Origin of the sequence: Micromonospora sp. AKA38, assembly GCF_027925725.1 — a bacterium.
Classification (GTDB): Bacteria; Actinomycetota; Actinomycetes; order Mycobacteriales; family Micromonosporaceae; genus Micromonospora.
Genome location: NZ_BNEI01000005.1, coordinates 1,147,615 through 1,171,460, shown reverse-complemented (window position 1 = coordinate 1,171,460; position 23,846 = coordinate 1,147,615). Strand labels below are relative to the sequence as shown.

Below are 23,846 nucleotides of genomic sequence, written 5' to 3'. Positions count from 1 at the left end.
GGGCGTCAGGACTCGGAGCCGTCGAGGGCCAGCCGGATCAGGGTGTCGGTGTCGAGGTCGTCGAGGTCGACCTCCGCGCCGTCCGGCTCGGGCGCGGGGCCCTCGCCGTCGGCGAGGCCGAGCAACAGCTCCAGCAGCCCGGCCTCGCGGATGCGGGCGAGCGGGACGGTGGCCAGCGCCTCGCGTACCGCGGTCTCGGCCGGGTCCGCCGTCGGCGTGGTCGACGCGTCGGGCAGCAGCGTGGCGCGCAGGTGGTCGGCGAGCGCGGCCGGGTCGGGGTGGTCGAAGACCAGCGTGGTGGGCAGTGACAGGCCGGTGGCCCGGTTGAGCCGGTTACGCAGCTCGACCGCGGTCAGCGAGTCGAAGCCGAGGTCCTTGAACGCCCGCCGGGGCTTGACCCGCTCCGGGCCGCCGTGGCCGAGCACGGCCGCCGCCTCGGCGCGGACCAGTTCGACGAGACGCCGGTCCCGGTCCTCGACGGACAGGTCGCGGAGCTGGTCGCGCAGCGCAGCGCCACCGTCGGCGGGGACCTCCGCGGCGGCGCGGATCGCCTGCCGGGCCTCCGGCAGGTCGGCCAGGAACGGCCGGGGACGGCTCGACGCGTACGCGGGGGCGAACGTCGCCCAGTCCACGTCGACCACGGTGAGGGTGGCGTCGCCGCGCCCGACCGCGACGCGCATGGCGTGCACCGCGTCGGCCGGGGCCATCGCCCGCAGTCCGCGTCGGGCCAGTTCCCGCTGCGCGTCGTCGGTGGCCATGCCGCCGTCGGCCCACGGTCCCCAGGCCACCGAGGTGGCGGCGAGGCCGCGGGCGTGCCGCCGGGCGGCCAGCGCGTCGAGGTGGGCGTTGCCGGCCGCGTAACCGGCCTGCCCGCCGCTGCCCCACACCCCGGCGATGGACGCGAACAGCACGAACGCGTCGAGCGGCCGGTCGCCGAGCAGCTCGTCGAGGTGCACCGCGCCGGCGGTCTTGCCGGTCAGCACCCCGGCCAGCCGGTCCGGGTCGGTGTCGAGCAGCGGCGCCACGTCGTTGAGCCCGGCGGCGTGCACCACGGCGGTCAGCGGCGCCGGGTCGGCGTCGAGGCGGGTCAGCAGCGCGGCGACCGCGTCCCGGTCGGCCACGTCGCAGGCGGCGATCGTGACGCGTACGCCGGTTGCGGTCAGCTCGTCGCGCAGCTCGGCCGCGCCGGGGGCGGCGTCGCCGCGTCGGCTGGTGAGCACCAGGTGGTCCGCGCCGGCGCCGGCCGCCCAGCGGGCGACGTGCGCGCCGAGCGCGCCGGTGCCGCCGGTGACCAGCACCGTGCCGGTGGGCTGCCACCGGTCGGCGGCGGCCGGCGCGGCCGGGGTGGCGCGGACCAGGCGGCGCGCGTAGAGGCCGCCGCCGCGCAGCGCGAACTGGTCCTCGTCGCCGTCGCTGGTGAGCGCGGCGGCGAGCCGGGCCGGGTCGGTGTCGCCGGCGGGCAGGTCGAGCAGGTTGACGCGCAGCCGGGGCAGCTCCAGCCCGGCGACCCGGGCCAGGCCCCACAGGCCGCCCTGGGCGACGCCGTGCACCGGGTCGCCGCCGTCGGTGGCGACCGCGTCCCGGGTGAGGCACCACAGCGGCGGCGTGTCGCCGGTGTCGTGCAGCGCCTGGATCAGCAGCAGCGTGGCGGCGGTGCCGGCGGGCAGCGCCAGATGGTCCGGGTGCGGCGCGTCGTGCAGGCCGAGCAGCGAGACCACGCCGTCGACCGGCCCGTCCGCGAGCGCCTTGCCGAGCGCGGCGGCGAGGTCGGCCCGGGTGGTGCTGGTCGGGTCGACGGTGACCGGGCGCAGCTCCGCGCCGGCCAGCGCGGCGGCGAGGTCGGCGGTGGCGGGTTCGCCGGCCGGGGCGACGACCAGCCAGGCGCCGCCGGTGGCGGGCCGCTCGTCGAGGTCGAGCCGCTTCCAGATGACCTGGTACGACCACCGGTCGGCCGGGGTACGCCGGGTGCGGGCCCGCCGCCACGTGGTGAGCGCGGGCAGCGCCGGGGCGAGCGTGTCGAGGGCGTCGTCGGCGAGGTGACCGGCGAGCGCGGTGAGGTCGCCGCTCTCCACGGCGGCCCAGAACTCGGCGTCGGAGGCGTCGGTCCGGGTCGGCGTGTCCGGCCAGAACCGCTCGTGCTGGAACGCGTAGGTGGGCAGGTCGACGCGGGTCGCGCCGGCGCCGGCGAACCACGGCGCCCAGTCGACGCGCACGCCGTGCACGTGCAGCTCCGCCAGGCCGGCCAGCAACGCCCCGGTCTCGTCCCGGTCCCGGCGCTGCACCGCCACCGCGACCACGGTCTCCTCGTCCGGCAGGATCTCGGCGGTCAGCGCGGTGAGCACACTCTGCGGACCGACCTCCAGGAACGTGTCCACCCCGGCATCACGCAACGCGGCGACCCCGTCGGCGTAACGCACCGCCTCCCGCACGTGCCGCACCCAGTAGTCGGCAGTGGCGATCTCATCTCCCGCGAGCGCGCCGGTCACGTTGGACACGACCGGCAGCAGCGGCGCGGCAAACGTCAACCCGTCCAGCACCGAGCGGAACTCGGCAAGCATCGGCTCCATCAACGGACTGTGGAACGCGTGCGACACCGCCAACCGGCGGACCCGGGTTCCTCGGTCCCGCCAAACGCGCTCGATCTCGTCCAGCGCGTCGACCGGACCGGACACCACGGTCGACGACGGCCCGTTCACCGCCGCGATCCCCAACTCCGCGCGGTCCGCGACCGACGCGGCCACCTCGGCCTCCGGCGCCGCGACCGCCAACATCCCGCCACCGGCCGGCAGCGCCTGCATCAGGCGACCCCGCGCGGCGACCAGGGCACACGCGTCGGCCAGCGACAGAACACCCGCCACGTGGGCCGCGGTCACCTCACCGATCGAGTGCCCACCCACGAAGTCCGGCGTCACCCCGAACGACTCGACCAGGCGGAACAACGCCACCTCGACCGCGAACAGGCCCGCCTGCGTGAACCGCGTCTGATCCAACAGATCGGCGTCGCCGAACAACACCGGCTTCAGCGGCTGCGGCAGCAACGGGTCGAGCCGCGTACAGACCTCGTCCAACGCGGACGCGAACACTCCGAACGCCTCGGACAACTCCCGACCCATGCCGGCACGCTGCGCGCCCTGCCCGGAGAACAGCACCGCCAGTCGCCCACGCGGGCCGGCCGGGCCGGTGGTCACCGCGCCGGAGGACGTGCCACCGGCCAGCGCGCGCAGCGCGGCCAGCAGCTCGTCCCGGTCGGTGACGCCGAGTACGGCCCGCTGCTCCAGCGTCGGCCGGGTGGTGAGCGCCGACCATCCGACGTCGACCGGGCGGAGCGTCTCGTCGGCGGCGAGCCAGCGCGCCCAACGGTCGGCCTGCGCGGCGAGCGCCGCGTCGGTACGCGCCGACAGCAGCACCGGCACCGACCCGCCCGCGGTCACGTCGCCGGTCCGGCCAGGAAGCGCCTCGCCGGTCCGGTCCGCGCCTTCGGGCCGGGCGTCGCCGGCTCCGGTCACGTCACCGTCGGCCGTCGGACCGGCCGGTTCGCCGGCAGGTGGTTGTTCCAGGATGACGTGGGCGTTGGTGCCGGAGATCCCGAACGACGACACCGCCGCCCGACGCGGCCGGTCCACCGCCGGCCACGGCGTCGGCGCCGTCGCCAGCGTCACCGCCCCGGCCGTCCAGTCGATGTGCGGCGACGGCTCGTCCACGTGCAGCGTCGGCGGCATGATCCCGTGCCGCATGGCGAGGACCATCTTGATGATCCCGGCGACGCCGGCGGCGGCCTGGGTGTGGCCGATGTTCGACTTCACCGACCCGAGCAGCAGCGGCGTCTCCCGCTCCTGCCCGTACGTCGCCAACACCGCCTGCGCCTCGATCGGATCGCCGAGCGTGGTGCCGGTGCCGTGCGCCTCGACCGCGTCCACGTCGGCGGTGCCCAGCCGCGCGTTGGCGAGGGCCTGCCGGATCACCCGCTGCTGCGACGGACCGTTCGGCGCGGTCAGGCCGTTCGACGCGCCGTCCTGGTTCACGGCCGTGCCCCGCACCACCGCGAGGACCCGGTGGCCGCGACGGCGGGCGTCGCTGAGCCGCTCGACGAGCAGCATGCCGACGCCCTCGCCCCAACTCGTGCCGTCGGCGCCGGCGGCGAACGACTTGCACCGCCCGTCGGGGGCCAGTCCACGCTGGCGGGAGAAGCCGACGAACGCGCTGGGCGTGGCCATCACGGTCACGCCGCCCGCGAGGGCCAGGTCGCATTCCCCGGCCCGCAGCGCCTGGGCGGCCAGGTGCAGCGCGACAAGCGACGACGAACACGCGGTGTCCACCGTGACGGCCGGCCCTTCCAGCCCGAAGACGTACGCGACGCGGCCGGAGGCGACGCTGCCGGCGGTGCCGTTGACGAGGTAGCCCTCCAGTTCCGCGGAGGCGTCGAGCCGGCCGGCGTAGTCGTGGTGGATCAGTCCGGCGAAGACGCCGGTGGTCGTGGTGCGGTCGTGCGGGTCGAGGCCGGCGGATTCGAACGCCTCCCACGAGGTTTCCAGCAGCAGCCGCTGCTGCGGGTCCATGGCGAGGGCCTCGCGGGGGCTGATGCCGAAGAACGCCGGGTCGAAGTCGGCCGCGTCGGCGAGGAACCCGCCGTACCGGGTGGTGGACGTGCCGGCGCGGTCGGCGTCCGGGTCGTAGAGCGCGTCGAGGTCCCAGCCCCGGTCGGCGGGGAACTCGGCGATCCCGTCGCCGCCGGTGGAGACCAGGTCCCACAGTTGGTCCGGGTTGGTGACGCCGCCGGGGAGCCGGCACGCCATGCCGATGATGGCGATGGGGTCGTCGTCCTCGGCGGCGGTGGCCCGGGTCGCGGCGGCGACGGCGGCCGGCCGGTGGCCGAGTCGTTCGTGCAGGTGTTCGGCGAGGCGTTCCGGGGTGGGGTGGTCGAAGACCAGCGTGGCGGGCAGCCGCAGCCCGGTGGCCGACGCGAGCCGGTTGCGCAGCTCCACCGAGGTCAGCGAGTCGAACCCGAGGTCCTTGAACGCCCGCGTGCCGGGCACCGCCTGCGCGGACGCGTGCCCGAGCACCGCCGCGGCCTGCGCCCGGACCAACTCGACGAGTGACGCGGTCGCCTCGTCCGGGGCCAGGCCGGCGAGCCGCTCGGCCCAGCCGGTGGTGTGCGTATCCACGGTGCGGGCCTGTCGGCGTACGCCGGTGGGGGCCAGCAGCCGCAGCAGCGGCGGGAGCTGCGTCCGGTCGCCGGTGATGCGCAGCCGGGCGGCGACCACGGCGGGCAGCGGTTGCGCGGCGGCGGCGGCGAGCAGGCTCGCCCCCTCGGCGGCGCTGAGCCCGGTCATGCCGATCCGGCCGAGTCGCTGCCGGTCGCCGGCGTCGAGCCGCCCGGCCATGCCGCCGGTGGCCCACGCGCCCCAGCCGATGCTGGTGGCGGGCAGTCCGGTCGCGTGGCGGTGGGTGGCGAGCGCGTCGAGGAACGCGTTCGCGGCGGAGTAGTTGCCCTGCCCGGGTGAGCCGAGCGTCGCCGCGATGGACGAGAACAGCACGAACTCCGCCAGGTCGTGACCGGCGGTGGCCCGGTGCAGCGCCCAGGCGGCGTCCACCTTGGGCCGCAGCACCCGGTCGACGGCGTCGGCGTCCAGCGACGCGATCGTGGCGTCGGCGATGACGCCGGCGCAGTGGTGGACGGCGGTCAGGTCCACACCGGCCAGCAGCGCGGTGACCTGAGTGTCGTCCGCCACGTCGACGGTGGCGACCCGGACGGTCGCGCCGGCCGTCTCCAGCTCGTCGACAAGGGCAGCGTAGGTCGGGTCGTCGGCCGGCGCGCGGCGGGCCGCGAGGAGCAGGTTCCGGGACCGGCCACTGGCGACGAGGTGCCGGGCGACGATCCCCGCGAGGGCGCCGGACGCGCCGGTCACCAGCGTGACCCGGTCCGGGTCGACCGGCGCCGGCACGGTGAGCACCACCTTGCCGACGTGCCGGGCCTGACTCAGGTGCCGCAGCGCGGTCCGCGCCTGCCGCACGTCCCAGGTCCGGACCGGCAGGGGCCGCAACGCGCCGCTGGTGAAGAGCGCGAGCAGCTCGCCCAACATCTGGCCGATGCGCTCGCCGCCGGCCTCGTTCAGGTCGAACGACCGGTACGCGACGCCCGGATGTTCCCGCGCCACCACCGCCGGGTCGCGGAGGTCGGTCTTGCCCATCTCGACGAACCGGCCGCCGCGCGGCAGCAACCGCAACGACGCGTCCACGAACTCACCCGCGAGGGCGTCCAACACCACGTCCACCCCGGCACCACCACTGGCGGTCAGGAACGCGGCCTCGAACTCCGTGGTCCGCGACGACGCGATCCGCTCGTCCGCCACCCCGAGACCTCGCAACGTGCCCCACTTACCGGGACTCGCCGTCGCGTACACCGTCGCACCGAGATGCCGGGCGATCTGGATCGCCGCCATCCCCACCCCACCAGCACCGGAGTGGATCAACACCGACTCACCCGAACGCAGCCCGGCCAGGTCCCGCAACGCATACCACGCCGTCAGGAACACCACCGGCACCGACGCCGCCTCGACAAACGACCACCCCACCGGCACCCGCGCGATCCGATCCCGCCGCGCCACCACCACCGGACCGAAACCCGGCTCGAACAACCCGAACACCCGATCACCCACGGCCAACCCGGACACCCCCGGACCAACCTCCAGGACCACGCCCGCACCCTCGCTACCCATCACCGCCGACGAGTCCGGATACATCCCCAACGCGATCAACACGTCCCGGAAGTTCACCCCGGCCGCCCGCACCGCCACCCGCACCTCACCGGCCGCGAGCGGGGCCGGCGTGGCCGGCACGATCTCGACGCCGTCGAGCGTGCCGGGCCGGGCGGCGGCGACGTGCCAGCCACCCGCCGCCGGCGGCGCCAACTCCGCACCCACCGGCCGCGTCAACCGGGGTACGCGCACCCGGTCGCCGCGCAACGCGAGCTGACCGCCCACGGCGGCGGGGTCCGCCACCACGGCGGCCAGCACGCCGAGCGCGTGGCGGTCGAGGGCGGCGTCGGCGTCCACGAGCACGATCCGGTCCGGGTGTTCGGACTGCGCCGAGCGCAGCAGTCCCCACACCGCCGCGGCGGCCGGGTCGACGGCCCGGTCGTCGCCGGTGGTCACCGCGTTCCGGGTCACCGCCACCAGCCGCGAGTCCGCGAGCACGTCCGCGGCCAGCCACGCCTGCACGGCCGCCAGCACCGCCGCCGTCAGCGACCGCGCCCGGCCCGGCAGGTCACCGTCGACGCCGGGCCCTCCGGCCGACGCGAGCGCCGTGCCGCCGGTCACCGCGTCCCTGGCGTCCGCCGCGCCGATCCCGGCCCCGACCGCGCCAGGCGCGAGGCCGACCGGCAGCAGGATCGCCTCCGGGGCGGGCGTGCCGGCCGCCACGGCCGCCGCGAGCGCCGCGACGTCCGGGAACTCCGCCGGCGCCTCGATCGCGTCGAACCAGCCGGTGTCCGGGGAGCCGGCAGCGATCCGGCCGTTCTTCCGCGCCGCGCCGCGCCCGGCCGCCTTCCGGCCCCGGGCCGGCCGGTCCGGGGACGTGCTGGCGTCGGCCGGCCGGGCCGGGGCGAGCGCGGCCCAGGTCAGGTCCGCCTCGGCCGGCCGGATCTCCTCGACGGGCCAGGTCACCGCGTACAGCGAGCGGGAGCCCGCGCCGGGGGCCGGGGCGCCGGCCAGTTCGCGCAGCACCAGCGAGTCGACCGACACCACCGGCGCGCCGGTCTCGTCGGCCGCCACCAGGCGTACCCCGGCACCGGCGCGGGTCAGCCGGACCCGCAGCAGCCGGGCGCCGGCGGCGTGCACCTGGACGCCCTCGAACGCGAACGGCACGCGCGGCCCGGTCGTCCCGGTCCCGCCCGGCAGCAGGCCGATCGGGTGCAGCGCGGCGTCCAGCAGCGCCGGGTGCACCGCGAACCCGGCCACCGTGGTGTCCGGGAGCGCCACCTCGGCGTACACCTCGTCGCGGCCGGTCCAGGCCCGGCGCAGGCCCTGGAACGTCGGCCCGTAGGTCAGGCCGTGGCCGACGAGCGTCTCGTACCAGCCGGTCAGGTCCGTCTCGGTGACGCCCGACGGCGGCCAGGCGGCGAGGCCGGGTTCGGCGGCGGCGGCCGGCTCCAGCACCGCCTCGGCGTGCCGGGTCCACTCCGCGTCCGGGTCGTCGTCCGGCTGGGCGTACACGGCGGCGTCCCGGCCGCCGGTGTCGTCGGCGGCGCCGACGCGCACCTGCACCCGGACACCGCCGGTGGCGGGCAGCACCAGCGGCGCGGTGACGGTGAGGTCGCGTACCCGGGGCGCGCCGACCTCGTCGCCGGCGCGCACCACCAGCTCCACCAGCGCGGTGCCGGGCAGCAGCACCGCGCCGGCCACGACGTGCTCGGCCAGCCAGGGCTGCGCGGACACCGCGAGCCGGCCGGTCAGCACCGTCTCGTCCGCGCCGGCCAGCCGCACCGCGGCGCCGAGCAGCGGGTGGCCGGGCGCGGCCAGCCCGGCGCCGGTCAGGTCACCGGCCCGCCAGCCGGTGGCGTCGGGCCAGAAGCGCCGCCGCTGGAACGGGTACGTGGGCAGGTCGAGCGGCGCCCCGCCGCCGGTCAGCGGCGTCCAGTCCACCGGCACGCCACCGGCGTACGCCTCGGCGAGCGCGGTGAGCAGCGCGGGCCCTTCGGTACGCCCGGCGCGCAGCGTCGGCACCACCACCACCGGCGTCGCGTCGTCGCCGAGGCAGTCGCGGATCATGCCGGCGAGCACCCCGTCCGGCCCGACCTCCAGGTACGTGCCGACGTGGCGCTGCCGCAGGTCGGCGATGCCGTCGGCGAAGCGGACCGCGTCGCGGACGTGCCGCACCCAGTAGTCGGGATCGCGCAGCGCGTCCGGCTCGGCGACGCCGCCGGTCAGGTTCGACAGCACCGGCAGGCGCGGCGGGTCGAGGGTGAGCCCGTCGACGACGGCCCGGAACTCGTCCAGCATCGGCGTCATCAGCGGGCTGTGGAACGCGTGGCTGACGCGCAGCCGGCGGGTCCGCAGCCCGCGCTCCCGCCAGGCGCGTTCCAGTTCGTCGAGGGCGTCGAGGGCGCCGGAGACGACCACGGCCGACGGGCCGTTGACGGCGGCGACACCGACCCGGTCGGCGTACCCGGCGAGCGCGGCGGTCACCTCGTCCTCGGGCGCGGCGACGGCGAGCATGCCGCCGCCGTCGGGCAGCGCCTGCATGAGCCGGCCGCGCGCGGCGACAAGCGTGGCGGCGTCGGGCAGGGAGAGCACCCCGGCCACGTACGCGGCGGTGATCTCGCCGACGGAGTGCCCGCCGACCACGTCGGGGGTGATGCCGAACGACTCGACCAGGCGGAACAGCGCCACCTCGACGGCGAACAGCGCCGGCTGGGTGAACTCGGTGCGGTCCAGCAGCGCCGCTTCCGGAGCCCCTTCGGGCGCGAAGAGCACCGGGCGCAGCGGCTGCGGCAGCAACGGGTCGAGGTGCCGGCACACCTCGTCCAGCGCGGCGGCGAAGACCGGGAACGCCCGGTACGCCTCGCGGCCCATGCCGGGGCGTTGGGCGCCCTGACCGGAGAAGAGGACGGCGAGCCGGCCGGTGCCGGCGGTGCCGCGTACCACTGTGGACGACGGTTCGTCGGCGGCGACGGCGGCCAGGCCGGCGAGCAGGCCGGACCGGTCGCGGGGCAGCAGCACGGCCCGGTGTTCGAACGCGGACCGTCCGGTGGCGAGCGCGTGTGCGAGGTCGGTCAGCGGCACCGCCGGGTTCGCCTCGATCCAGGCGGCCAGCCGGTCGGCCTGGGCGCGCAGCGCGTCCGGGGTGCGGGCGGAGAGCACGCACGGGGTGCCGAGGTCGCCGGTGACGGTCGGGGGCGTGGTGGGGGCGGCTGCCGGTTCGGGGGCCTGTTCCAGGATGGCGTGCACGTTGGTGCCGGAGATGCCGAACGAGGAGACGGCGGCGCGGCGGGGCCGGTCGACGGCCGGCCAGGGCGTCGCCTCGGTGGCGAGCGTGACCGCGCCGGCGGTCCAGTCGACGTGCGGGGACGGCTCGTCGGCGTGCAGCGTCGGCGGCACCACGCCGTGCCGCATGGCGAGGACCATCTTGATGATGCCGGCGACGCCGGCGGCGGCCTGGGTGTGGCCGATGTTCGACTTGACGGAGCCGAGCAGCAGCGGCGTGGACCGGTCCTGCCCGTACGTGGCGAGCAGCGCCTGCGCCTCGATCGGGTCACCGAGCGCGGTGCCGGTGCCGTGCGCCTCGACCACGTCCACGTCGGCCGGGGACAGCCGCGCGTTGGCGAGCGCCTGCCGGATGACCCGCTGCTGGGAGGGGCCGTTGGGGGCGGTGAGGCCGCTGCTGGCGCCGTCCTGGTTGACCGCGCTGCCGCGCAGCACGGCGAGGATCCGGCGGTTGTTGCGGCGGGCGTCGGAGAGGCGTTCCAGCAGCAGCATGCCGACGCCCTCGGCGAAGCCGGTGCCGTCGGCGTCGGCGCCGAACGCCTTGCACCGCCCGTCCGGGGACAGGCCGCGCTGGCGGGAGAACTCGGCGAGCATGCCGGGGCTGGACATGACCGTGACGCCGCCGGCCAGGGCCAGGCCGCACTCCTGTTGACGCAGCGCCTGGGCGGCCAGGTGCAGCGCGACAAGCGACGACGAGCAGGCGGTGTCGACGGTGACCGCCGGGCCTTCCAGGCCGAGCAGGTAGGAGATGCGGCCGGAGGCGACGCTGCCGGCGCTGCCGTTGCCCACGTACCCGTCGAGTTCGTCGTCGGCGCCGACGGCGGTGCCGGCGTAGTCGTGGTAGATCAGGCCGACGTAGACGCCGGTGCTGCTGCCGCGCACGGTGGACGGGTCGACGCCGGCACGTTCCAGCGCCTCCCACGACGTCTCCAGCAGCAGCCGCTGCTGTGGGTCCATGGCGAGCGCCTCGCGCGGGTTGATGCCGAAGAACGCGGCGTCGAAGTCGGCGGCGTCGTAGAGGAAGCCACCGTGCCGGGGCGCGGGCCGGTCGTCGCCGTCGTTCAGCAGGCCGGCCAGGTCCCAGCCCCGGTCGGTGGGGAACGGCGCGATCACGTCCGCGCCGGCGGTGACCAGGTTCCACAGGTCCTCGGGGCTGCGGACGTCGCCGGGGAAACGGCAGGCCATGCCGACGACGGCGATCGGCTCGTCGACGGCGGTGGTCGCGGTGCCGGCCGGCGCGGCGGCCGGCGCGGCCCGGCCGCCGATCTCCCGGTCGAGGTGCGCGGCGAGCACGACCGGGGTGGGATGGTCGAACGCCACGGTGGCGGGCAGTCGCAGCCCGGTGGCGGCGGCGAGCCGGTTACGCAGCTCCACCGAGGTCAGCGAGTCGAAGCCGAGTTCCTTGAACGGGCGTTGCGGGTCGACGCCGTCGGCGGACCGGTGGCCGAGCACCGCGGCGACGCTGCCGGCGACCAGGTCGAGGAGCTGGTTGTGCCGGGCGGTGGGGTGGAGCGCCGCGAGCCGGTCGGCCAGCGACAGCTCTCCTCCGGTACGCGCGGCGGCCCGCCGCCGGGCCGGCCGGATCAGCTCGCGCAGCAGCTCCGGCACGCGGGCCGGGTCGGGGCTGGTCGGCACGTTCATGAGCACGGTGTGCGCGCCGCCGTGCCGCTGGGCGGCGTCGAGCAGCGCGAGCCCTTCGGCGTCGGTGAGCGGCGCGCTGCCGGCGCGGATGGCGCGCCGGTGCTCGCCGTCGTCGAGGTGGGCGGTCATGGTGCTGGTGGTGGCCCAGAGTCCCCAGGCGAGGCTGGCCGCCGGCAGTCCGTTCGCCCGGCGGTGGGCGGCGAGCGCGTCGAGGAACGCGTTCGCGGCGGCGTAGTTGCCCTGCCCGGGCGAGCCGAGCGTGGCGGCGACCGACGAGAACAGCACGAACGCGGTCAGGTCCCGGCCGGCGGTGGCCTCGTGCAGCGCCCAGGCGGCGTCCACCTTGGGCCGCAGCACCCGGTCGACGGCGTCGGCGTCCAGGGAGGTGACGGTGGCGTCGGCGATGGCGCCGGCGCAGTGGTACACGGCGGTCAGGTCCACGCCGGCCACCAGCTCGGCGGCCCGGCCGGGTTCGGTCAGGTCGACCGGGACGGCGCGGACCGTGGCCCCGGCGTCGGTCAGCGCGTCGACGAGCGCCGCGTACGCCGGGTCGTCGGCCGGGGACCGGCGGGCTGCGAGGAGCAGGTTGCGGGTCTGGCCGGTGGCGACGAGGTGGCGGGCGACCAGGCCGGCGAGGGTGCCGGACGCGCCGGTGACGAGCGTGACGCGGTCCGGTTCGGCGGGCGCGGGCACGGTGAGCACGACCTTGCCGACGTGCCGGGCCTGGCTGAGGTGCCGCAGCGCGGTGCGGGCCTGCCGGACGTCCCAGGTCCGGGTGGGCAGCGGTGTCAGCGCGCCCGTCTCGAACAGGTCGAGCAGTTCGGTGAGCATCTGGCCGAGGCGTTCGCCGCCGGCCCCGTTGAGTTCGAACGCCCGGTACGTGACGCCGGGGTGCTGGGCGGCGACCTGGTCCGGGTCGCGGAGGTCGGTCTTGCCCATCTCGACGAACCGGCCGCCGCGCGGCAGCAACCGCAACGACGCGTCCACGAACTCACCCGCGAGGGCGTCCAACACCACGTCCACACCGGCACCACCACTGGCGGTCAGGAACGCGGCCTCGAACTCCGTGGTCCGCGACGACGCGATCCGCTCGGCCGCCACCCCCAGGCCCCGCAACGTGCCCCACTTCGGAGGGCTGGCAGTGGCGTAGACCGTCGCACCGAGATGCCGGGCGATCTGGATCGCGGCCATGCCGACCCCACCGGTCCCGGAGTGGATCAGCACCGACTCACCGGAACGCAGGTTCGCCAGGTCCCGCAACGCATACCACGCCGTCAGGAACACCACCGGCACCGACGCCGCCTCGACGAACGACCACCCCACCGGCACCCGCGCGATCCGATCCCGCCGCGCCACCACCACCGGACCGAAACCCGGCTCGAACAACCCGAACACCCGATCACCCACGGCCAACCCGGACACCCCCGGACCAACCTCCAGGACCACGCCCGCACCCTCGCTACCCATCACCGCCGACGAGTCCGGATACATCCCCAACGCGATCAACACGTCCCGGAAGTTCACCCCGGCCGCCCGCACCGCCACCCGCACCTCACCGGCCACGAGCGGCGGCGTGTCGGTCGGCCGCAGGGCGACACCGTCGATGGTGCCGGGCTCGACGGCCGCCACGTGCCAGCGTTCGGTCGACGGGACGAGCCGGTCGCCGGCCGGGCGCACCACGCGCGGGACGAGCACGTCGCCGTCGCGCAGCGCGACCTGCCCGCCGGCCGGCGCGGCGGCGAGCAGCGCCAGCACGTCGGCGTCGGGCGTCCGGTCCAGGTCGGCCAGCACGATCCGGCCCGGGTGCTCGGACTGCGCGGACCGCAGCAGCCCCCACGCCGCCGCGCCGGCCAGGTCGGCGATCCGGTCGCCGTCCCGCGCCGCCACCGCGCCCCGGGTGGTCACCACCAGTCGCGAGTCGGCCAGGTCGTCGGCGGCCAGCCAGCTCCGCACCGCCGCCAGCACCGCCAGCGTCACCGACCGCACCCGGTCCGGCAGGTTCCCACCGGCCGTGCCGGTCCGGCCGTCGCCGGCCGCGCCGTCGACGGTCTCCTGACCGCCCCCGACCGGCAGCAGCACCGCCTCGGGGGCCGTCGCGCCGGCCGCGACGGCGGCCACCAGCGCGTCCATGTCGGGGTACTCCGCGCCGCCAACGCCGGCCAGCGTCGCCCAGGCCGTCGGCCGGTCCGCCGGCGTGACGTCCCGCGCCGTCCAGGTCACCTCGAGGACGGACCGGTCGGCGGCGGCCGGTACGACGGACGCGCCCAGCTCCTTGAGGAGCAGCTCGTCCACCGACACCACCGGCGCGCCGGTCTCGTCGGCGGCGACCAGCCGCACCGCGTCGCCGGCACGGGACAGCCGCACCCGCAGCACCGCCGCGCCGGCCGCGTGCACCTGCACGCCACCGAACGTGAACGGCACCCGCGGTCCGGGCGTCGCGTCCCCGCCGGGCAGCAGGCCGATCGCGTGCAGCGCGGCGTCGAGCAGCGCCGGGTGCACCTCGAACCGGCCGGCGCGGTCGGCCGGCCCGTCCGGCAGGGCGACCTCGGCGCAGACCGTGCCGTCGACGGTCCAGGCCCGGCGCAGGCCCCGGAACGCCGGCCCGTACGCCAGGCCGTGCCCGGCGAGCGTGTCGTACCAGCCGGTGAGGTCCACCTCGGCGGCACCGGCGGGGGGCCAGGCGTCGAGCGTCGACTCGTCGCCGGTGGCCGGCTCCAGCACACCCTCGGCGTGCCGGGTCCACCCGTCGTCGGTGGTCCCGTCGGGTTGGGCGTGCACGGTCACCGGGCGGGTGCCGGCGTCGTCGGGCGCGCCGACGCGTACCTGCACCCGGACGCCGCCGGTGTCCGGCAGGGCAAGCGGGGCGACGAGCGTCAGTTCACGGACCCGGGCGGCGCCGACCTCGTCGCCGGCCCGGACCGCCAGCTCGACGAGCGCGGTGCCGGGCAGCAGCACGGTGCCGGCGACCGCGTGGTCGGCCAGCCACGGCTGCGCCGCGAGCGAGAGCCGTCCGGTCAGCACCACCTCGTCCGCGTCGGCCAGCCGGACCGCGGCGCCGAGCAGCGGGTGCCCGGCGGCGCCGAGGCCGGCGCCGGTGACGTCGCCGCCGTGCGTCGCGCCCGGTTCGGGCCAGAACCGTTCCCGCTGGAACGCGTACGGGGGCAGGTCGACCCGGGTGGCTCCGGAGCCGGCGAAGACGGCCGCCCAGTCGACCGGTACGCCGGCGGTGTGCAGGCCGCCGAGCGCGGTGAGGAGCTGGCGGGGGCCGTGCTCGTCGCGGCGCAGCGAGCCGACGACGACGCCGGGCGTCCCGGCGGGCGTCCGGTCGAGCGCGTCCTGCACCACGACCTTGAGCACCGGGTGCGGGCTGATCTCGACGAACGCCCGGTGTCCGGTGTCGATCAGCGCGTCCACGACCGGCGCGAGGCGGACCGGTTCGCGCAGGTTGCGGAACCAGTAGTCGGCGTCCAGTTCGGTGGTGTCGATCGGCTCACCGGTGACGGTGGAGTGGAACACCACCCGGCTCGGGCGCGGCGTGAGCGTGCCGAGCGCGGCGGCCAGGTCGTCGCGGACCGCGTCGACGTGCGCGCAGTGCGAGGCGTAGTCGACGGCGATCCGCCGGGCCCGCAGGTCACGGTCGGCGGCGACGGCGAGCAGCTCGTCGACGGCGTCGGCGTCGCCGGAGACGACGGTGACGGTAGCGCCGTTGAGCGCGGCGACGCCGAGCCGGTCGCCCCAGGGCGCGACGAGGTCGGCGGTGTCGGCGGCGGAGAGCGGCACGGAGACCATGCCGCCGCGGCCGGAGAGGGCGAGCAGCGCCCGGCTGCGGGCCACCACGAGCCGCATCGCGTCGGGCAGGGTGAGCGCGCCGGCCACGCAGGCGGCGGCGATCTCGCCTTGCGAGTGGCCGATCACCGCGTCGGGGCGTACGCCGCAGGAGCGCCACACCTCCGCGAGGGACACCATCACGGCGAACAGCAGCGGCTGGACCACGTCGACCCGGTCCAGCGGCGGGGCGTCGGGTGCGCCGCGCAGCACGTCCTCGGGCGTCCAGTCGACGAGCCCGGCCAGCTCGGCGGCGCACTCGCGCATCCGGTCCCGGAAGGCCGGGGAGCTGTCGAGCAGGTCGAGTGCCATGCCGGGCCACTGGGAGCCCTGCCCGGGGAAGACGAAGACGACCTTCGGCGGACCGTCTGCGGGGGCGGTCGGCGGCGCGGCGGCGGTGAGCGCGGCGAGCGCGTCGTCCCGGCCGGCGGCGACGGTGACCTGCCGGTACGGGTGGTGGGCGCGGCCGGTGGCCAGGGACCAGCCGACGTCGGCGAGGTCCAGGTCGGGGTGGGCGTCGAGGTGGTCGCGCAGCCGGGCGGCCTGGGCGGGCAGCGCGCGGGCGCTGCGCGCGGACAGCAGCAGCGGCACGGCGTCGGCGGCGACCAGGCCGGGGCCGGCGGCGGGCGCGGGGCCGGCCGGCGGCGCGGCGGGGGCCGCCTCGATGACGGCGTGCGCGTTGGTGCCGGAGATGCCGAACGAGGAGACGGCGGCGCGGCGGGGCCGGTCGACGGCCGGCCAGGGCGCGGCGTCCGTGACCAGGGTGACCGCGCCGGCGGTCCAGTCGATGTGCGACGAGGGCGCGTCCACGTGCAGCGTCGGCGGCACCACGCCGTGCCGCATGGCGAGGACCATCTTGATGATGCCGGCGACGCCGGCGGCGGCCTGGGTGTGGCCGATGTTCGACTTGATCGACCCGAGCAGCAGCGGCGTCTCCCGCTCCTGCCCGTACGTGGCGAGCAGCGCCTGCGCCTCGATCGGGTCGCCGAGCGTGGTGCCGGTGCCGTGCGCCTCGACCACGTCCACGTCGGCCGGGGACAGCCGGGCGTTGGCCAGCGCGGCGCGGATGACGCGTTGCTGCGACGGGCCGTTCGGCGCGGTCAGGCCGTTGGACGCGCCGTCGGAGTTGACGGCGGTGCCGCGTACCACGGCGAGGACGTGGCGTCCGTCGCGGCGCGCGTCGGCGAGGCGCTGCACCAGCAGGATGCCGACGCCCTCGCCCCAGCCGGTGCCGTCCGCGCCGGCGGCGAACGCCTTGCACCGGCCGTCCGGGGCCAGGCCGCCCTGCCGGGAGAACTCGGAGAACATGCCGGGCGTGGCCATCAGCGCCACACCGCCGGCGAGCGCCAGGTCGCACTCGCCGGAGCGCAGCGCCTGCGCGGCCAGGTGCAGGGCGACAAGCGACGACGAGCAGGCGGTGTCGACGGTGACGGCCGGCCCTTCCAGGCCGAACGTGTAGGCGAGCCGGCCGGAGGCGACGCTGCCGGCGGTGCCGGTGAGCAGGTGGCCTTCGAGCCCTTCGGCACCGTCGGCGGCGTACCCGGAGGAGGCGGCGCCGACGAAGACGCCGGTGGCGGTGCCGGCGCGGGTGGCCGGGTCGAGGCCGGCGGACTCGAACGCCTCCCACGCGGTTTCCAGCAGCAGCCGCTGCTGCGGGTCCATGGCCAGGGCCTCACGCGGGCTGATGCCGAAGAACGCCGGGTCGAAGTCGCCGGCGTCGGCGAGGAACCCGCCGTGCCGGGTGGTGGACGTGCCGGCCCGGTCGGCGTCCGGGTCGTAGAGCGCGTCGAGGTCCCAGCCCCGGTCGGCGGGGAACCCGCCGATCGCGTCCCCGCCGGCGGCGACCAGGTCCCAGAGCTGCTCGGGGGTGGCGATGCCGCCCGGGTAGCGGCAGGCCATGCCGATGATGGCGAGCGGTTCGTCGGCGCGGGCGGGCCCGGCGGCACGGGTGGCCGGCGCGGCGGGCGCGGCGGCGGCGAGCTGCCCACGCAGCAGGCCGGCGACGCGTTCCGGGGTGGGGTGGTCGAAGACCAGCGTGGCGGGCAGCCGCAGCCCGGTGGCCGACGCGAGCCGGTTACGCAGCTCCACCGAGGTCAGCGAGTCGAACCCGAGGTCCTTGAACGCCCGCGTGCCGGGCACCGCCTGCGCGGACGCGTGCCCGAGCACCGCCGCGGCCTGCGCCCGGACCAACTCGACGAGCAACGCGGTCGCCTCGTCCGGGGCCAGGCCGGCGAGCCGCTCGGCCCAGCCGCTCTCGCCGCCGCCGGTGGCCTGCGCGGCGGCGCGGCGGGTGCCGGTGCGGGCCAGCCCGCGCAGGATCGCCGGGTAGCGGTCGGCGTCGCCGGTGAGCCGCAGCCGGGCCGCCGCGACGACGGGCCGGGCGCGGCGGGTGGCGGCGTCGAGCAGGGCGGCGCCCTCGGTGGCGGTGAGCGGGGTCATGCCGAGGCGGCGCAGCCGACGCGCGTCGTCCCGGTCGAGGTGGGCGGTCATGGCGCTGCTGGTGGCCCACATGCCCCAGCCAATGCTGGTGGCGGGCAGTCCGGTCGCGTGGCGGTGGGCGGCGAGCGCGTCGAGGAACGCGTTCGCGGCGGAGTAGTTGCCCTGCCCGGGTGAGCCGAGCGTCGCCGCGAACGAGGAGAACAGCACGAACTCCGCCAGGTCGTGACCGGCGGTGGCCCGGTGCAGCGCCCAGGCGGCGTCCACCTTGGGCCGCAGCACCCGGTCGACGGCGTCGGCGTCCAGCGACGCGATCGTCGCGTCGGCGACCAGACCCGCGCAGTGGTGGACGGCGGTCAGGTCCACACCGGCCAGCAGCGCGGTCACCTGCGCCGGGTCGCCGAGGTCCACCGCGACGGCCCGGACGGTCGCACCGGCCTCGGTCAACTCGTCGACGAGCGCCGCGTAGGCCGGGTCGTCGGCCGGCGCGCGACGGGCGGCCAGCAGCAGATTGCGTGACTGGCCGGAAGCGACGAGGTGCCGGGCGACGATCCCCGCGAGGGTGCCGGACGCGCCGGTCACCAGCGTGACCCGGTCCGGGTCGACCGGCGCCGGCACGGTGAGCACCACCTTGCCGACGTGCCGGGCCTGACTCAGGTGCCGCAACGCGGTCCGCGCCTGCCGCACGTCCCAGGCCCGCACCGGCAGCGGCGACAGCACACCGCGCTCGAACAGCGCCAGCAGCTCGGCAAGCATCTCCCCGATCCGCGCCCCGCCCGCGTCGTTGAGGTCGAACGACCGGTAGCCGACGCCCGGATGTTCCCGCGCCACCACCGCCGGATCCCGCAGGTCCGTCTTGCCCATCTCCACGAACCGGCCGCCGCGCGGCAGCAACCGCAACGACGCATCCACGAACTCACCGGCCAACGCGTCCAGCACCACGTCGACACCGGCGCCGTCGCTCGCGGCGGCGAACGCGCCCTCGAAGTCGGTGGTCCGCGACGAGGCGATCCGCTCCGGGGCGACACCCAGTCCCCGCACCGTGTCCCACTTGGCCGGGCTGGCCGTCGCGTACACCGTCGCGCCGAGGTGGTGGGCGATCTGGATCGCCGCCATGCCCACGCCGCCGGCACCGGAGTGGATCAGCACCGACTCGCCGGACCGCAGGTCCGCCAGGTCCCGCAGCGCGTACCAGGCGGTCAGGAACACCAGCGGCACGGACGCCGCCTCGGTGAACGTCCAGCCGGCCGGGATGCGGGCCACCCGCTCGCGGGCGGCGAGCGCCTCCGGCCCGAAGCCGGGCTCGAACATGCCCAGCACCCGGTCGCCGGGGGTCAGGTCGGTGACGTCCGGGCCGACGGCCAGGACCACGCCGGCGCCCTCGCTGCCCATCCGGGCGGCCGGATCCGGGTACATGCCGAGCGCGATGAGCACGTCGCGGAAGTTCACGCCGGTGGCCCGCACCGCGATGCGGACCTGGCCGGGGCCCGGCTCGGCGATCGACGCCGACACCGGCGCGACGCCGTCCAGCGTGCCGGGCGCGACCGCCGCGAGATGCCACCGGCCGTCCGGCGGGTTCAGCTCGTCGTCGGCCGGGCGCGCCAACCGGGGTACGCGCACCGCGTCACCGCGCAGCGCCACCTGACCGCCGGTCGCCGTCGGGTCGGCGACCACTCCGGCCAGCGCCGACAGCGCCTCGGCGTCCGGCTCCCGGTCCAGGTCTGCCAGCACGATGCGGCCCGGGTGTTCCGACTGCGCCGAGCGCAGCAGCCCCCACACCGCCGCGCCGGCCAGGTCGGTGATCCGGTCGTCGTCGGTGGCCGCGACCGCGCCCCGGGTGAGCACCACCAGGCGCGAGTCGGCGAGCGTGTCCGCGGCCAGCCAGTCCTGGAGCGTCGCCAGCACGGCGGTGGTCACGGACCGGACCCCGTCCGGCAGGCCGGTGCCGGCACCGGCCGCGGCTGCCGTCGTGCCCGCGTCGCCGGTCGGGCCGGCGGCGGGCCAGTCATCGGTGGGCCGACTGTCGGCCGGGCCGGCGGGCAGTCGCAGCAGCACCGCCTCCGGGGCCGGGCCACCGGCCGTCACGGCGGCGACGAGCGCCGCCACGTCCGGATACTCCGCCACGTCACCGTTGTCGGACGCGGACGAGCCGGACCCGGCAGGGCCGGCCGTGTCCCCGTCGGTCGTCCGCAGCGCCGCCCATACCGGCGCGGTGGCCGGCGCGGTGACCGGCTCGACCGGCCAGGTCAGCGCGTACAGGGACCGGTCGGCGGCGGTGGCCGGCGCGGACCCGCCCAGCTCCCGCAGGGTGAGCGCGTCCACCGAGACCACCGGCGCGCCGGTGGCGTCCACCGCGACCAGCCGCACCGACGAGCCGGCGCGGGTCAGCCGCACCCGCAGCACCCGGGCGCCGGCGGCATGCACCTGCACGCCCTCGAACGCGAACGGGACCCGGGGACCGTCGCCGGAGCCGGCGTCGAGCAGGCCGATCGGGTGCAGCGCCGCGTCGAGCAGCGCCGGGTGCACGCCGAAGCCGGTCGGGTCGGCCCCGTCGGGGAGCGTCACCTCGGCGTACGCCTCGTCCGGGCCGGAGAAGACCCGACGGACGCCCCGGAACACCGGCCCGTACGCCAGGCCGTGCGCGGCGAACGCGTCGTACCAGTCGGTGACGTCCACCTCGGACGCCCCGGCGGGCGGCCACGCGCCGACCGTGGGTTCCCCGGCGGCGGCCGGTTCCAGCAGTCCCTCGGCGTGCCGCACCCACTCGGCGTCCGGGTCGTCGTCGGGCTGGGCGTGCACGGTCACCGGTCGACCGCCGGTGTCGTCGGCGGCGCCGACCCGCACCTGCACCCGGACCGCGCCGGCGGCCGGCAGGGTGAGCGGGGTGGCCACGGTCAGCTCGCGGATCCGGCCGGCGTCGGCCTCGTCGCCGGCACGCACCACCAGCTCCAGCAGCGCGGTGCCGGGCACGACCACCGCGCCGGCGACCACGTGGTCGGCCAGCCACGGGTGGGTGGACACGGACAGCCGCCCGGTGAGCACCACCTCGTCGTCGCCGGCGAGCCGGACGGCGGCGCCGAGCAGCGGGTGCCCGGCCACGCCGAGCCCGGCCCCGGACACGTCCCCGGCCTGCCAGGCCGGCGCGTCCGGCCAGAACCGCTCCCGTTGGAACGCGTACGTGGGCAGGTCGGCCGGGCGGGCGCCGGTGTCGGCGAACCAGGGCGTCCAGTCGACGGGCACGCCGTGCACGTGCAGTTCGGCGAGCGCCGCGAGCAGCGCCTCGGTCTCCGGCCGGTCGCGTCGCTGGGCGGCGACGGCGAGTACGCCGTCCGCGTCGGGCAGCGCCTCGGCGGTCAGCGCGGTGAGCACGCTGCGCGGGCCGATCTCCAGGAAGGTGTCCGCGCCGGCGGCGCGCAGCGCGGCCACGCCGTCGGCGTAGCGGACCGCCTCGCGGACGTGCCGCACCCAGTAGTCGGGGGTGCACAGGTCGTCGCCCTCGGCGAGCGCACCGGTCAGGTTGGACACCACCGGCACGGTCGGGGCGGCGAAGTCCAGCCGCGCCAGCACCGCGCGGAAGCGGTCCAGCATCGGCGTCATCAGCGGGCTGTGGAACGCGTGCGACACGGCGAGCCGCCGCACCCGGACGCCCTGCCCGGTCCAGCGCGCGGCCAGCTCGTCAAGCGCGTCGACCGCGCCGGAGACCACCACCGACGACGGGCCGTTGACCGCGGCGATCCCGACCCGGTCGGCGTGTCCGGCCAGGTCGGCGCGGACCTGTTCCTCGGTGGCGGCGACGGCGAGCATGCCGCCGCCGGCGGGCAGCGCCTGCATCAGCGCGCCCCGGGCCGCCACCAGCAGGCAGGCGTCCCTCAGCGACAGCACCCCGGCCAGGTATGCGGCGGTGACCTCGCCGATCGAGTGGCCGGCCAGCAGGTCCGGGGTGACGCCGAACGACTCGACGAGGCGGAACAGCGCCACCTCGACCGCGAACAGACCGGCCTGGGTGAACGCGGTCTCGTCCAGCAGCGTCGCCTCGGGCGTGCCCTCGGCGGCGAACAGCACCTCTTTCAGCGGCCGGGGCAACGCCCGGTCCAGGTGCGCGCACACCGCGTCCAGCGCGGCGGCGAACACCGGGAACTGCGCGTACAGCTCGCGGCCCATGCCGGCGCGTTGCGCGCCCTGCCCGGAGAAGAGCACCGCGGTGGGGCCGCGGTCGGTCGCCTCGCCGGTGACCAACGCGCCGGCCGGTTCACCGGCGGCCAGTGCCCGCAGCGCGGCCCGCAGGCCGTCCGGGTCGGCGGCGGCGAGCACGGCCCGCCGGTCCAGCGTGGTCCGGGTGGTGACCGACGCGTACGCGACGTCCACCGGCCGGGGCGCGGGGTCGGCGTCCAGCCGGGACGCCCAGCGGCCGGCCTGCGCGGCGAGCGCGGCCGGGTCGGCGGCGGAGAGCAGCACCGGCACGACCGGCCGGTCCACGGTGGCGGTCGGCTCGGGTGCCGGCTCGACCGCCGGGGCCTCCTCGATGACCAGGTGGGCGTTGGTGCCGCTCATGCCGAACGAGGAGACGGCGGCCCGGCGGACCCGGTCCGGGTCGGCCGGCCAGGGTCGGGGCTCGGTGAGCAGCGCGACCGCGCCGGCCGACCAGTCGACGTGCGGGGTGGGCTCGTCGGCGTGCAGCGTGGCGGGGAGCAGGCCGTGGCGCAGCGCCAGCACCATCTTCATCACGCCGGCGACGCCGGCGGCGGCCTGGGTGTGGCCGAGGTTCGACTTCAGCGAGCCGAGCCGCAGCGGCCGGTCGGCGGGCCGGTCCCGGCCGTACGTGGCGAGCAGCGCCTGCGCCTCGATCGGGTCGCCGAGCGTGGTGCCGGTGCCGTGCGCCTCGACCACGTCGACGTCGGCCGGGGTGAGCCCGGCGTTGTCCAGGGCCTCCCGGATGACGCGTTGCTGGGCGGGGCCGTTGGGGGCGGTGAGCCCGCTGCTGGCGCCGTCGGAGTTGACCGCGCTGCCGCGGATCACGGCCAGCACCGGGTGACCGAGCCGGCGGGCGTCGCTGAGCCGTTCGACGAGCACCAGGCCGGCGCCCTCGGCCCAGCCGGTGCCGTCGGCGGCGGCGGAGAACGCCTTGCACCGGCCGTCGGCGGCCAGGCCGCGCTGGCGGGAGAACTCGACGAAGCCGCCCGGGGTGGCCATCACGCTGGCCCCACCGGCAACGGCCAGGGTGCACTCGCCGTCGCGCAGCGCCTGCGCGGCCAGGTGCAGCGCGACGAGCGACGACGAGCAGGCGGTGTCGATGGTGACGGCCGGCCCTTCCAGGCCGAACGTGTAGGCGAGGCGGCCGGAGATGACGCTGGCGGCGGTGCCGGTCAGCACGTACCCCTCGACGCCGGCGGGCAGCCGGCGCAGCACGGACGCGTAGTCCTGCCCGGCGGTGCCCACGAACACGCCGGTGCGGCTGCCGCGCAGCGTGCCGGCGTCGATGCCGGCCCGTTCGAACACCTCCCAGGTGGTCTCCAGCAGCAGTCGCTGCTGCGGGTCCATGGCGAGCGCCTCGCGCGGGCTGATGCCGAACGGGGTGGGGTCGAAGTGCCCGGCCTCGGTGAGGAAACCGCCCCGGTCGCTGTACGAGGTGCCCTGGTGGTCCGGGTCCGGGTCGTACAGGCCCGCCAGGTCCCAGCCGCGGTCGGTGGGGAACGGCCCGGTCGCGTCGGTGCCGGCGGCGACCAGGTCCCAGAGCTGCTCCGGGGAGCTCACGCCGCCGGGGAACCGGCAGGCCATGGCCACCACGGCGATCGGCTCGGGCTCCTCCAGCTCCCGCAGGCGCCGGTGCGCCTGACGGAGCTCGGTGGTCACCCACTTGAGGTGTTCGAGAAGCTTCTCTTCGTCCGCCATGATCCACCCGCCCGCAGTTGCTGCCGATCGATTCCGTCGAACACCGAGGTAGCCGCCGGTGCGGCACACGGGGGT

1 protein-coding gene is annotated in these 23,846 nt (G+C 77.0%); it reads right to left on the bottom strand.

Going from position 1 to position 23,846, the window contains the following annotated elements:
• Window positions 1–5 precede the first annotated feature (5 nt).
• Window positions 6–23,771, bottom strand: a complete 23,766-nt coding sequence (locus TPA0908_RS22485; RefSeq protein WP_281940963.1) for a type I polyketide synthase — start codon at window positions 23,769–23,771, stop codon at window positions 6–8.
• Window positions 23,772–23,846: the final 75 nt, after the last annotated feature.